The organism is Streptococcus sp. HMSC071D03, from assembly GCF_001812125.1.
GTDB classification, from domain to species: domain Bacteria; phylum Bacillota; class Bacilli; order Lactobacillales; family Streptococcaceae; genus Streptococcus; species Streptococcus pseudopneumoniae_N.
On record NZ_KV807799.1, the window covers coordinates 25,894 to 37,553 of the forward strand.

The window sequence follows — 11,660 nt, forward strand, 5'->3', positions numbered from 1 at the left end:
TTCTTAGGAACCTTCTGATTATTTTAGTTGGCAAAACAAGAAGAGGCTGGGACAAAAGTCCTAGCCTCTCAATTCTCTTTTGATTGTCGAGCAAGACGCAGTGGTTGAGTGGGCTCTACTACGCTGATTTCATCAGCTTTTACAGCCCTACTCAACTGTGCGGAGGTGGGACGACGAAATCGAATTCTAACGAATTACCGATTTCTGTCCCACTCTCAGTAATTCTTCTATTAATCCTTTATAGACTGCAAAAGCGTCATTAGGGCTTGGGCAGAACGACGTCCTGCTTCTACGATAAATTCATCAAAGGAAACGGATGCTTCATGGTTGGCATTGTCACTCATGGCACGAACGACTAAGAAAGGTAAATTCAAGGCATGAGCTGCTTGAGCAATAGCTGCCCCTTCCATCTCTACAGCAAGAACTTGAGGGAATTGCTCTTTTATCGCTTTGATTTTATCTTCCCCAGCAACAAAACTATCACCTGTAGCGATTAGGCCTAAGTGCCAAGTTTGTTCCAATTTAGACAAACTCTCTTGAATCAAACTAATAAATTTTTTGTCTGATTCAAAGTAGAGGGGTTGTCTTGCCATTTGACCATAATCATAGCCAAAGGCAGTCACGTCAACATCGTGATAGCAAAGCTTATCTGCAATCACTACATCCCCTACTGCGATCCCATTTGCTACTGCACCAGCAGATCCAGTATTAATCACGGCATCTACTTGAAAGTGATCCGCTAAGATAGCGACACTCATAGCAGACATGACTTTTCCGATACCACTCTCTACGAGTACAAGTTCAACAGAGCCAACTTTTCCTGTGTGATAGCTATTTCCCAGAACCTTTTCTTCACGGGCATCATCCAAGTGTTGGAGCAAGTAAGCTAGTTCTTCAGGCATAGCTGCAATAATTCCAATTTTCATGATAGACCCCTTAAATAAATCTCATTGCTAGAATTAACAAAATCAAAAGAAAAATGACTGCAAAAAGAATCTTGTTTAATTTAGAATTAAAGACATTTCTCTTAGTATTTTCAATCCGACGACTTTTGTGAATAGAAGGTTCAACTTCGATGGTCAGTGTATCCTGGCTAAAACCATGATCTCTGGTTCGCGAATAGCCAAAATTTTGAGAAGAAGTCGGTAAAATCTTAGTTTCCTCATCATCTAGCAAGGGAGGACCTGAGATGTCCTCTCCTCGATTGGCACGTTCAATCATTTCATCTGTTAATAAAGGTTTACCCATGGGTTCCTCCACTATTTCTTTGTAATTCCCAGTACTGGATAGCCATGATGGTCTTGGCATCACAAATATCTCCTGACTGGATCAGTGCTTTAGCTTGGTCAAGACTGACTTCAAGCAACTCCAAAGTCTCATCTTCATCCTGAGGACGAGGATTTTCAACTTTTGTCAAATCGCTTGCCAAGTAAAGTTTTAAGCGCTCGTTACAAAATCCAATCGCTGAGTAAAAATCATAGACAAGGCTTAATTTGCCAGTATAGGCTGCTTCTTCCTCTAACTCACGAAGGGCTGCTGCTTCTGGATCTGCATTCTCCCCGATTTCAAGTTTACCTGCAGGAATTTCATAAGAGACTTTTTCAATCGCTTTGCGATATTGTTTAACAAGGACAATCTTATTTTCTGGAGTGACTGCAAGGACACAAACTGCTCCATTGTGGAAAATCAAATCACGTTGCGCTCTACCTTTGCCAGAAGGGAGTTCAACCTGGTCTTGAACCAATTGGAAGATCGGTCCTTTATAGATTTCTTTACGACTTATAGTCTTTTCTTCGAATTCCATCGTTAGCTCCTATTTATTGTTAGGATGATGAGGGAGGCGAGTTGCATATTCATCCTTATTGACTTGACGACCTCGTCCAATAGCAATGGCATCAGCTGGGACATCCTTAGTAATGGTTGAACCTGCTCCAACAAGAGAGTTATCTCCAAGTTCTACTGGAGCAATGATAGTTGAATTAGATCCAACGAAAACATTGTTTCCAATGGTTGTTTTAAATTTGTGTTGACCATCGTAATTTACAGTAATCGTTCCTGCACCGAAGTTGACATCACTACCAACCTCACAGTTACCAATATAAGTTAAATGACCAGCTTTTGTATTTTCACCAATGCTAGATCCTTTGACTTCTACAAAGTTTCCAATGTGCACATCTTTTGCAAGGCTTGATCCCGGACGGATATGAGCATAAGGACCAACTGTAACGCCATCAGCAACTGAGCTTTCCTCAATCATTGAATTGGTAATCACTGCTCCTGCTCCGATGCTACTATCAACGATATAAGTTCCGTTGGTCAAAACAGTTCCTGTACCAATCTTACTAGAACCTTTGAGGGTTACATTTGCTTCGATTTGAACTTCTGGAGCGATTTCAACATCAATATCAATGTAAGTAGCTTCAGGATTCACAAAACTAACCCCATTGACCATATGCGCTTGGTTAATACGGCGACGCATAATGCCTTCAGCTGTCGCAAGGGCAACACGGTCATTAACTCCGAGACTTTCATCAAAGTCTTTTAGAGTATAAGCACCAACTTTTTCCCCTGCTTCACGGAAAATACCAATCACATCTGTGATGTAGTATTCGCCTTGAGCGTTATTGGTATTGATATTCTTAAGTGCTTCAAAAAGACGAGCATTATCAAAGACATAGGTTCCTGTATTGATCTCCTTGATTTGTTTTTCAAAATCAGTCGCATCTTTCTGCTCCACGATACGAAGTACTTCAGCATTCTCGTTACGAACAATACGCCCATAACCAAACGGATCTTCAGCTTCTGCAGTAAGAATTGTAGCTACGTTCTTGTGATTAACGTGGAAATCAATCAAGTTCTTTAGACTTTCACCAGTTATTAGTGGTGTATCACCAGCAATAACCAATGTTTGTCCGGAAAGTCCTTCAAGAATTGGCTCAGCCATCATGACTGCATGACCTGTACCTAATTGTTCAGATTGTCTCACAAAATCAGTTTGACCAGCCAAAACTTGCTCCACTAGTTCTGCTTTATGTCCTACAACCGTTACTGTTTTTTCAGGCTTAATTGCCCCAACACTACGAAAAACATGCTCCAGCATAGAAATTCCTGCAACCTTGTGCATGACTTTTGGTAGATCTGATTTCATACGAGTACCTTTACCCGCTGCTAAAATAACTGCATAATTTGCCATATTTTTCTCTTTTCTATAGAAATTCCTTTTAATTATATCATATTTTTGCTCTTTCAAACACAAAAGAGGGCAAGTGCTATAAAACATCGCATTTCCTAGAGGATTTTGAGTATTTTTTTTGATTTTTTTCACCATTTACGATACACTATAAAAGTATGAGAAAGAAAATAAATCCTGTTTTTATTTTTACTGTATTAGCGACTATCGTGGGTATTTTAATCATTAACAGACCCAAGTTTGAAGACCATCCAGTCAAAACAAAGCAAAATCCAGTTCAAGTAGAAACTCAAGCTTTACATAATATCAACAAGCCGATTATTGATGTTTCTGGCTGGCAAAGACCATCTGAGATCAATTATGACACCTTAACTCAAAATATTTCAGGTGCAATCGTTCGGGTTCATAGTGGAGCTCAAGCTTCTGTTGAAAACGATGCTTCATTTAAAAATGGGGTTGATAAGGCTTATAAAGAACACATCACAGAATTTCAAAAACGAAATATTCCAGTCGCTGTTTATGCCTATGTAGCTGGTAAAAATGTCGAAGAAATGGAAAAAGCTGCTGAAGTCTTCTATAATGCTGCTTCTCCCTATAATCCTAGCTACTATTGGCTTGATGTTGAAGACAAGACTATGTCTGACATGAATCAGGGAGTTGAGGCCTTTCGTGCCAAATTAGCTTCATTGGGAGCAAAAAATATTGGTATCTATGTTGGTGTTTACTTTATGGAGGAACATAGTATCAGCGTTGATAATTACTCGGCTATCTGGATACCTTCCTATGGAACCAACTCAGGTTACTATGAGAGTGCTCCAAAAACAGATCTTAGCTACGACCTTCACCAATACACTTCCCATGGAAATCTTGGTGGGTTTGAACATCACCTCGATTTGAACCTTATTTCTTCATCAAAGAACAAGGAAGAAACCTTTAGAAAATTGTTTTTAAATCCTTAATCACTATCACAATAAGCAAGTCAGACATTGCTTTCTGCTTGCTTTTCTTTATTTTTCAGTATTAAATCACTGTTTTATCTATATAGAATATAAATCTCGGAGGCCCTCTATGTTATCATGGCTATCAAAAATTATTAAGGGAATTGTAATCGCCCTAGGTTTCATTCTACCAGGGATTTCTGGTGGCGTTCTTGCCGCTATCTTGGGAATTTATGAAAGAATGATTCGTTTTCTTGCCCATCCTTTTAAGAATTTAAAAGAAGATGTGCTCTTTTTCCTTCCTGTCGGCATTGGGATGTTACTAGGTATTGGACTCTTCTCCTATCCAATCGAGTATCTTTTAGAGAATTATCAAGTGTTTGTATTGTGGAGTTTTGCTGGTGCCATCATTGGTACCAGCCCAAGTCTTGTCAAAGAATCAACTCGTGATTCTGATAGAGATAAGGTTGACCACATATGGTTTTGGGCAACCTTCATCATCTCAGGTCTTGCCCTCTACGCCTTGAATTTTGTAGTTGGTTCTCTATCTGCAAGCTTCCTTAACTTTACACTGGCTGGTTGTTTGTTGGCGCTTGGAATTTTGGTTCCAGGGCTTAGTCCTTCTAATCTTCTCTTGATTCTTGGCCTTTATGGCCCTATGTTAACAGGGTTCAAGACTTTTGATTTGTTAGGAACCTTCTTACCAATTGGGATTGGGCTTCTTATCACTCTGATTATCTTCTCAAAATTCATGGACTACGCTCTTCGCCTATATCACTCACGTGTGTATCATTTTATCATTGGAATTGTACTATCAAGTACACTTTTGATCCTTATTCCAAACGCTGGCAATGCTGAAAGTATTAGTTACAGTGGTTTGTCACTAGTTTCATATGTACTGATTGCTTTCTTCTTCGCACTAGGGATTTGGTTGGGAATCTGGATGAGTCAATTGGAGGATAAGTATAAATAATGGCAAAAAAAGTAAAAGTCAAGAAAACCTTGGTCCAACAAATTTTAACCAAGGCAGGAATAAACCATACGGGTATTCAAATTAATGCCCTGGAAGGTGAGATGCCTCAAGGTTATGAAAAGAGTCAGATTTTTAAGACTCTAGCACTTCTGGGAGATAAGACTGGACCCATTATCGGCATTCTTCCTATCACTGAACACCTTTCTGAAAAGAAGCTTGCTAAGATTTCTGGTAATAAGAAAGTCAGCATGATTCCACAAAAAGACCTCGAAAAGACAACAGGCTATATCCATGGCGCCAATAATCCAGTTGGAATTCGTCAAAAACATAACTACCCTATCTTTATCGATCAAAGTGCACTTGAGCTTGAAGAAATGATCGTTTCGGCAGGTGAAGTTGGGCATAGTATTATTATCAACCCAAAAGACCTTGCAAGCTTTGTTAAAGCAGAATTTGCAGATATTATAGAAGGACAATGATCAATGAAACTATACTTTGTTCGCCACGGTAAAACTCTTTGGAATCTTGAAGGACGTTTTCAAGGGGCAAGTGGTGACTCACCACTCCTTGAGAAATCCATTGAGACCTTAAAACAATTGGGCCAGTATCTCCAGGAAATTCCATTTAATGTGATTTATTCTAGTGATCTTCCTCGTGCCGTAACTTCTGCTCAGATTATCCAAAGTCAACTGAAAGATAGCTGTCCCTTACAAGAAACATCCCTTCTAAGAGAATGGCAACTTGGAAAACTTGAAGGAGCAAAATTTGCAACTTTAAAAGCAATCTATCCCGATCAAATGAATGCTCTCCGTAGCAATTTAGCGAAGTTTGATTCGACTATGTTTGGTGCTGAGTCCGTTTATCAAACAACACAACGAACTATCAATTTTGTTAAATCACTTCAAGATCAAGATTTTGATCATGTTTTAATCGTCGGTCACGGAGCCAATCTCACAGCCAGCATTCAATCTCTTCTTGGCTATGATACTCCACTACTTAGAAAAGATGGTGGTTTAGCAAATGCAAGTGTTACTATTCTGGAAACCCAAGACTTTAAAAACTTCAACCTCATAGTCTGGAACGACACTTCTTATCAAGATAATAACTGAACTTAGCAATCACTGTTAAGTTCTTTTTAGATTTTGTAGAATATCCGTGAATTTATTTAACTTTTATGATAAAATGGGAGTATCGCAAAAAAGACTCATCGTATCAAGAATTGAGTAAAAACTAGGAGGAAAAAATGTCAACAGAACATATGGAAGAACTAAATGACCAGCAGATCGTTCGCCGTGAAAAAATGGCTGCGCTCCGCGAACAAGGAATCGATCCATTCGGTAAACGATTTGAACGCACTGCTAACTCACAAGAATTAAAAGATAAATATGCTGACCTCGATAAGGAACAACTACATGAATTGAACGAAACTGCTACTATTGCAGGACGCTTAGTAACAAAACGTGGTAAAGGTAAGGTTGGATTTGCCCACCTTCAAGACCGCGAAGGTCAAATCCAAATCTACGTTCGTAAGGATGCTGTCGGTGAAGAAAACTACGAAATTTTTAAAAAGGCTGACTTAGGAGACTTCCTTGGTGTCGAAGGTGAAGTTATGCGTACGGATATGGGAGAACTCTCTATCAAGGCTACACACATCACTCACTTGTCTAAAGCTCTTCGTCCACTTCCTGAAAAATTCCACGGTCTAACTGACGTTGAAACCATCTACCGTAAACGTTACCTTGATTTGATTTCTAACCGTGAAAGCTTTGAACGCTTTGTTACTCGTTCAAAAATCATCTCTGAAATCCGTCGTTACCTTGATCAAAAAGGTTTCCTTGAAGTTGAAACACCTGTTCTTCACAATGAGGCTGGTGGAGCATCTGCGCGTCCATTTATCACTCACCACAATGCTCAAAATATTGATATGGTGCTTCGTATCGCGACTGAGCTTCACTTAAAACGTCTTATCGTCGGTGGTATGGAACGTGTTTATGAGATTGGCCGTATCTTCCGTAACGAAGGAATGGATGCTACACACAACCCTGAGTTCACTTCTATCGAAGTTTACCAAGCTTATGCAGACTTCCAAGACATTATGGACTTAACTGAAGGCATTATCCAACACGCTGCTAAATCAGTTAAAGGTGATGGTCCAGTCAACTATCAAGGAACTGAGATCAAGATCAATGAACCATTTAAACGTGTACACATGGTTGATGCAATCAAGGAAATTACAGGTGTTGATTTCTGGAAAGATATGACTTTAGAAGAAGCTAAGGCAATCGCAGCTGAAAAGAAAGTTCCAGTTGAAAAACACTATACTGAAGTTGGTCATATCATCAATGCTTTCTTTGAAGAATTTGTTGAAGAGACTTTGATTCAACCTACCTTTGTCTATGGTCATCCAGTAGCTGTATCTCCACTTGCTAAGAAGAACCCTGAAGATGATCGCTTTACTGATCGTTTCGAGCTCTTCATCATGACTAAAGAATACGGAAATGCCTTTACTGAGTTGAACGACCCAATCGACCAGCTTAGCCGTTTTGAAGCTCAAGCCAAAGCCAAAGAACTTGGTGACGATGAAGCTACAGGTATTGACTACGACTACATCGAAGCCCTTGAATACGGTATGCCTCCAACAGGTGGTTTGGGAATCGGTATCGACCGTCTCTGCATGCTCCTCACTGATACTACTACTATCCGTGATGTATTGCTCTTCCCAACTATGAAATAAAATACAAATCTCCTAGTTACATTCTAGGAGATTTTTTAGTATTCAAATAAAAGACAAACTCGATTTTGAGCTTGTCTTTTTGTTGTTCAATTAGAATAATCCAAGAACAGTTCCATCACTTTCAACATCCATGTTGAGAGCGGCAGGACGTTTTGGAAGTCCAGGCATGGTCATGACATCACCAGTAAGGGCAACGATAAAGCCTGCACCAAGTTTTGGTACCAATTCACGAATAGTAATTTCAAAGTTTTCAGGTGCTCCAAGTGCATTTGGATTATCTGAGAAACTGTACTGTGTCTTAGCCATACAGATTGGCAATTTATCCCAACCATTTTGAACGATTTGTGCAATTTGGGTTTTAGCTTTCTTCTCAAAGTTTACTTTGCTACCACGATAGATTTCAGTGATAATCTTTTCAATCTTTTCTTGAACAGAAAGGTCGTTGTCATACAAACGTGTATAATTTGCTGGATTTTCGTCAATTGTTTTGACGAGAGTTTCAGCCAAAGCCACTCCTCCTTCAGCTCCATCAGCCCATACGCTCGCTAATTCGACTGGTACATCGATTGAAGCACAAAGTTCTTTCAAGGCTGCGATTTCAGCTTCTGTATCAGATACAAATTCATTGATAGCAACAACTGCTGTAATACCAAACTTACGGATATTCTCAACGTGGCGTTTCAAGTTTGCAAATCCAGCACGTACTGCTTCCACATTTTCCTCTGTCAGAGCATCTTTAGCAACTCCACCATTCATTTTAAGGGCACGAAGAGTCGCTACAATGACTACTGCACTTGGAGCTGTTGGCAAGTTTGGAGTCTTGATATCCAGGAACTTCTCTGCACCAAGGTCTGCACCAAAGCCAGCTTCTGTCACTGTGTAATCTGCTAAACGTAAAGCAGTTTTTGTTGCTAATACAGAGTTGCAACCATGAGCGATATTGGCAAATGGGCCACCGTGTACGAATGCAGGTGTACCATATATTGTTTGAACCAAGTTGGGTTTAATAGCATCTTTCAAAATCAATGCCAAGGCACCCTCAACCTGTAAATCACCAACTGAAACTGGTGTGCGATCATAACGGTAGCCGATGACGATATTAGCCAAACGACGTTTCAAATCTTCAATATCAGTTGCCAAACAAAGGATAGCCATGATCTCTGAAGCAACTGTGATATCAAATCCATCTTCGCGAGGAATACCATTAAGAGGACCACCGAGTCCAACAGTTACATGACGAAGAGCACGGTCGTTTAAGTCAACAACACGTTTCCAAAGAATACGACGTTGGTCAATTCCTAGCTCATTTCCTTGGTGCAAGTGATTGTCAATCAAGGCAGAGAGAGCATTGTTTGCAGTTGTGATAGCGTGCATATCCCCAGTAAAGTGAAGGTTGATATCTTCCATTGGTAGTACTTGAGCATAACCACCACCAGCTGCACCACCTTTAATCCCCATTACAGGACCAAGAGAAGGTTCACGAATGGCAATCATGGTTTTCTTACCAATCTTATTCAAAGCATCAGCAAGTCCGATGGTAATAGTTGATTTTCCTTCACCAGCAGGTGTTGGGTTGATAGCTGTCACCAGGATCAATTTACCAACTGGATTTGCCTCAACCTCACGAATTTTATCAAAGCTAAGTTTAGCCTTATATTTTCCGTATAATTCTAAATCATCGTAAGAGATGCCTAGTTTCTCTACAACATCAACGATTGGTTTTAACTCGATACTCTGTGCAATTTCAATATCTGTTTTCATAACAAACTCCTCTACCTCAAATGTGTTAATTCATTATAACACAAAACAAGATTTTTAACATACATAAAGCTTGATAACGTTCGTAAATATAGCGTCCTCAAAGGATTTATCGGCTACTATTTAAATTTTTATATGCCTTTATAAGTTTTAACTATGGATTAAAGTTAGGATTTTACATAATATTTTATCGCTTTCATTTTACTTACTGCTCATTTTTTTGTACAATAGTTCTATGAAAATTTTAGTTACATCTGGTGGTACAAGTGAAGCAATAGATCAAGTTCGCTCCATTACCAATCACTCTACTGGTAGACTTGGTAAAGTAATAACTGAGACTTTACTAAAGGCTGGTCACCAAGTTTGTCTGATTACTACGCAACAAGCACTAAAACCAGAACCACACTCGAATTTATCCATCATTGAAATCAAAAACACTTCCGATTTACTTCGAGAGATGAAACGGATTGTTCCTGATTATCAAGTTTTGATTCATTCCATGGCAGTCTCTGACTATAGTCCTGTTTACATGACTGGTCTCGATGAAGTTCAAGCAAGTCAAGATTTAAGTGAATTTTTGCATAAGAAAAATATGGAAACAAAGATCTCCTCTAAGGATGAGGTACAAGTCCTTTTTCTCAAGAAAAATCCAAAGATCATCTCTCTTGTTAAAGAATGGAATCCAAGTATCCATCTCATTGGCTTTAAACTCCTTGTAGATGTTACCAAGGAGCATCTGATTCAAATCGCTAGAGAAAGTCTTGAAAAGAATCAAGCTGACTTAATTGTCGCTAATGACCTCACTCAGATTAATGCGACTCAGCACCTAGCTTATCTAGTAGAAGAAAAAGATTATCAGCTTGCTACTAGCAAGCAAGAAATTGCTGACTTGTTAACCAAGAGCATTCAAGAACTTGATCGTTAGAAAGGAAAATTATGGCTCGTATTACACTCGCTGTTACAGGCTCTATCGCTTCTTACAAGGCTGCTGATTTGGTTAGTAACTTGAAGAAACAGGGGCATTCTGTTTCGGTACTTATGACCCAGGCTGCGACTGCCTTTATTCAACCTTTAACCCTTCAAGTCCTATCTCAAAATACCGTACATCTGGATGTTATGCAGGAACCTTATCCTGACAAAGTCAATCATATCGAACTTGGCAAAGAAACAGATTTGTTTATCCTTGCCCCTGCTACCGCTAATACGATTGCAAAAGTAGCATATGGTTTTGCCGACAATATGGTAACCTCTACTGCTCTTGCCTTGCCCCACTATATTCCAAAACTAGTGGCACCTGCTATGAATACCAAAATGTATGACCATCCAGCAACTCAAACAAACTTAAAAACTTTAGAAACTTATGGTTATACAATTATTGCTCCAAAAGAATCCCTACTGGCCTGTGGCGATGTAGGACGGGGTGCTCTTGCTGATCTTGATACTATTTTACAACTGATAAAGGAAAAACTTCATGAACAAACGCTCTAATATTGCTCCTATTGCTATCTTTTTTGCCAGCATGATTGTCATTCATTTGCTGAGCTCTATTGTCTTTAATGTCTTGCCTTTCCCAATTAAACCAACCATTGTCCATATCCCGGTCATCATTGCTAGTATCATCTACGGACCACGGATTGGGGCTATCTTAGGTTTCTTGATGGGAATGATTAGCTTGACTGTCAATACGATCACTATTCTCCCAACTAGCTACCTTTTCTCTCCTTTTGTACCAAATGGGAATCTAGCTTCACTTGCTATTGCTATTATTCCTCGTATCTTAATCGGTTTGACACCATACTTTGTCTATAAACTCCTCAGAAACAAGACGGGGCTTATCTTTGCGGGAGCACTTGGTTCCCTTACTAATACTGTATTTGTACTAGGCGGTATCTTCTTCCTCTTTGGAAATGTTTTTGACGGAAATATCCAGAAACTATTAGCTACTGTTATCTCAACAAACTCTATCGCAGAACTGATTATCTCAGCAATACTCACCCTAGTTATTGTTCCGAGACTTGAAAAAATCAAAAAATAAGAGGCTGGGACAAAAGTCCTAGCCTCTCAATT

At 39.4% G+C, this 11,660-nt stretch carries 13 protein-coding genes; 8 read left to right on the plus strand and 5 right to left on the minus strand.

The annotated features are described in order from the left end of the window. Positions 1-230: 230 nt before the first annotated feature. From HMPREF2837_RS08670 to glmU, 4 genes are read right to left on the minus strand one after another with little or no spacing between them, the layout of a single operon-like run. On the minus strand, positions 231-926 hold the full coding sequence (locus HMPREF2837_RS08670; protein ID WP_075230855.1) for a 5'-methylthioadenosine/adenosylhomocysteine nucleosidase: 696 nt from the start codon (positions 924-926) through the stop codon (positions 231-233). 10 nt (positions 927-936) lie between these two features. Then, complete coding sequence (gene macP, locus HMPREF2837_RS08675; protein ID WP_060955683.1) at positions 937-1,248, minus strand: cell wall synthase accessory phosphoprotein MacP; 312 nt, start codon at positions 1,246-1,248, stop codon at positions 937-939. Next, on the minus strand, positions 1,241-1,804 hold the full coding sequence (locus HMPREF2837_RS08680; RefSeq protein ID WP_075230856.1) for an NUDIX hydrolase: 564 nt from the start codon (positions 1,802-1,804) through the stop codon (positions 1,241-1,243). Before HMPREF2837_RS08680 ends, macP begins: the two co-directional genes overlap by 8 nt. A gap of 9 nt (positions 1,805-1,813) precedes the next feature. After that, positions 1,814-3,193, minus strand: coding sequence for a bifunctional UDP-N-acetylglucosamine diphosphorylase/glucosamine-1-phosphate N-acetyltransferase GlmU (gene glmU / locus HMPREF2837_RS08685; RefSeq protein ID WP_075230857.1), 1,380 nt, complete (start codon positions 3,191-3,193; stop codon positions 1,814-1,816). 155 nt (positions 3,194-3,348) lie between these two features. On the opposite strand from glmU, the gene HMPREF2837_RS08690 reads away from it, so the two are divergent. From HMPREF2837_RS08690 to lysS, 5 genes are all read left to right on the plus strand, one after another. Beyond that, a complete protein-coding gene (locus HMPREF2837_RS08690) occupies positions 3,349-4,149 on the plus strand; it encodes a glycoside hydrolase family 25 protein (protein WP_075230858.1) in 801 nt (266 codons plus the stop codon). 109 nt (positions 4,150-4,258) lie between these two features. Further along, entirely contained in the window at positions 4,259-5,101 is an 843-nt protein-coding gene (locus HMPREF2837_RS08695; RefSeq protein ID WP_049548943.1) for a DUF368 domain-containing protein, read from the plus strand. Then, on the plus strand, positions 5,101-5,580 hold the full coding sequence (locus tag HMPREF2837_RS08700; protein WP_075230859.1) for an aminoacyl-tRNA deacylase: 480 nt from the start codon (positions 5,101-5,103) through the stop codon (positions 5,578-5,580). The genes HMPREF2837_RS08695 and HMPREF2837_RS08700 overlap by 1 nt, the downstream gene beginning before the upstream one ends. A gap of 3 nt (positions 5,581-5,583) precedes the next feature. After that, entirely contained in the window at positions 5,584-6,210 is a 627-nt protein-coding gene (locus tag HMPREF2837_RS08705) for a histidine phosphatase family protein (RefSeq protein ID WP_075230860.1), read from the plus strand. 134 nt (positions 6,211-6,344) lie between these two features. Beyond that, complete coding sequence (gene lysS, locus HMPREF2837_RS08710; RefSeq protein WP_075230861.1) at positions 6,345-7,835, plus strand: lysine--tRNA ligase; 1,491 nt, start codon at positions 6,345-6,347, stop codon at positions 7,833-7,835. A 90-nt stretch (positions 7,836-7,925) separates the two neighbouring features. On the opposite strand, the gene HMPREF2837_RS08715 is transcribed toward lysS, so the two are convergent. Beyond that, positions 7,926-9,596 (minus strand): formate--tetrahydrofolate ligase, encoded by a 1,671-nt coding sequence (locus tag HMPREF2837_RS08715; RefSeq protein WP_075230862.1) that lies wholly within the window; start codon positions 9,594-9,596, stop codon positions 7,926-7,928. A gap of 232 nt (positions 9,597-9,828) precedes the next feature. Between HMPREF2837_RS08715 and HMPREF2837_RS08720 the strand changes: the two genes are divergently transcribed. From HMPREF2837_RS08720 to HMPREF2837_RS08730, 3 genes are read left to right on the plus strand one after another with little or no spacing between them, the layout of a single operon-like run. Then, positions 9,829-10,518, plus strand: a complete 690-nt coding sequence (locus HMPREF2837_RS08720; RefSeq protein WP_075230863.1) for a phosphopantothenate--cysteine ligase — start codon at positions 9,829-9,831, stop codon at positions 10,516-10,518. Positions 10,519-10,529: 11 nt separating this feature from the next. Continuing rightward, a complete protein-coding gene (gene coaC / locus HMPREF2837_RS08725; RefSeq protein WP_075230864.1) occupies positions 10,530-11,081 on the plus strand; it encodes a phosphopantothenoylcysteine decarboxylase in 552 nt (183 codons plus the stop codon). Next, positions 11,065-11,628 (plus strand): ECF transporter S component, encoded by a 564-nt coding sequence (locus HMPREF2837_RS08730; RefSeq protein ID WP_075230865.1) that lies wholly within the window; start codon positions 11,065-11,067, stop codon positions 11,626-11,628. The genes coaC and HMPREF2837_RS08730 overlap by 17 nt, the downstream gene beginning before the upstream one ends. Positions 11,629-11,660 lie beyond the last annotated feature (32 nt).

What these genes read in the sequence shown, in the direction of transcription:
- HMPREF2837_RS08670 (WP_075230855.1), bottom strand. Translation starts at nt 926, where the DNA reads ATGAAAATTGGAATTATTGCAGCTATGCCTGAAGAACTAGCTTACTTG.
- macP (WP_060955683.1), bottom strand. Translation starts at nt 1,248, where the DNA reads ATGGGTAAACCTTTATTAACAGATGAAATGATTGAACGTGCCAATCGA.
- HMPREF2837_RS08680 (WP_075230856.1), bottom strand. Translation starts at nt 1,804, where the DNA reads ATGGAATTCGAAGAAAAGACTATAAGTCGTAAAGAAATCTATAAAGGA.
- glmU (WP_075230857.1), bottom strand. Translation starts at nt 3,193, where the DNA reads ATGGCAAATTATGCAGTTATTTTAGCAGCGGGTAAAGGTACTCGTATG.
- HMPREF2837_RS08690 (WP_075230858.1), top strand. Translation starts at nt 3,349, where the DNA reads ATGAGAAAGAAAATAAATCCTGTTTTTATTTTTACTGTATTAGCGACT.
- HMPREF2837_RS08695 (WP_049548943.1), top strand. Translation starts at nt 4,259, where the DNA reads ATGTTATCATGGCTATCAAAAATTATTAAGGGAATTGTAATCGCCCTA.
- HMPREF2837_RS08700 (WP_075230859.1), top strand. Translation starts at nt 5,101, where the DNA reads ATGGCAAAAAAAGTAAAAGTCAAGAAAACCTTGGTCCAACAAATTTTA.
- HMPREF2837_RS08705 (WP_075230860.1), top strand. Translation starts at nt 5,584, where the DNA reads ATGAAACTATACTTTGTTCGCCACGGTAAAACTCTTTGGAATCTTGAA.
- lysS (WP_075230861.1), top strand. Translation starts at nt 6,345, where the DNA reads ATGTCAACAGAACATATGGAAGAACTAAATGACCAGCAGATCGTTCGC.
- HMPREF2837_RS08715 (WP_075230862.1), bottom strand. Translation starts at nt 9,596, where the DNA reads ATGAAAACAGATATTGAAATTGCACAGAGTATCGAGTTAAAACCAATC.
- HMPREF2837_RS08720 (WP_075230863.1), top strand. Translation starts at nt 9,829, where the DNA reads ATGAAAATTTTAGTTACATCTGGTGGTACAAGTGAAGCAATAGATCAA.
- coaC (WP_075230864.1), top strand. Translation starts at nt 10,530, where the DNA reads ATGGCTCGTATTACACTCGCTGTTACAGGCTCTATCGCTTCTTACAAG.
- HMPREF2837_RS08730 (WP_075230865.1), top strand. Translation starts at nt 11,065, where the DNA reads ATGAACAAACGCTCTAATATTGCTCCTATTGCTATCTTTTTTGCCAGC.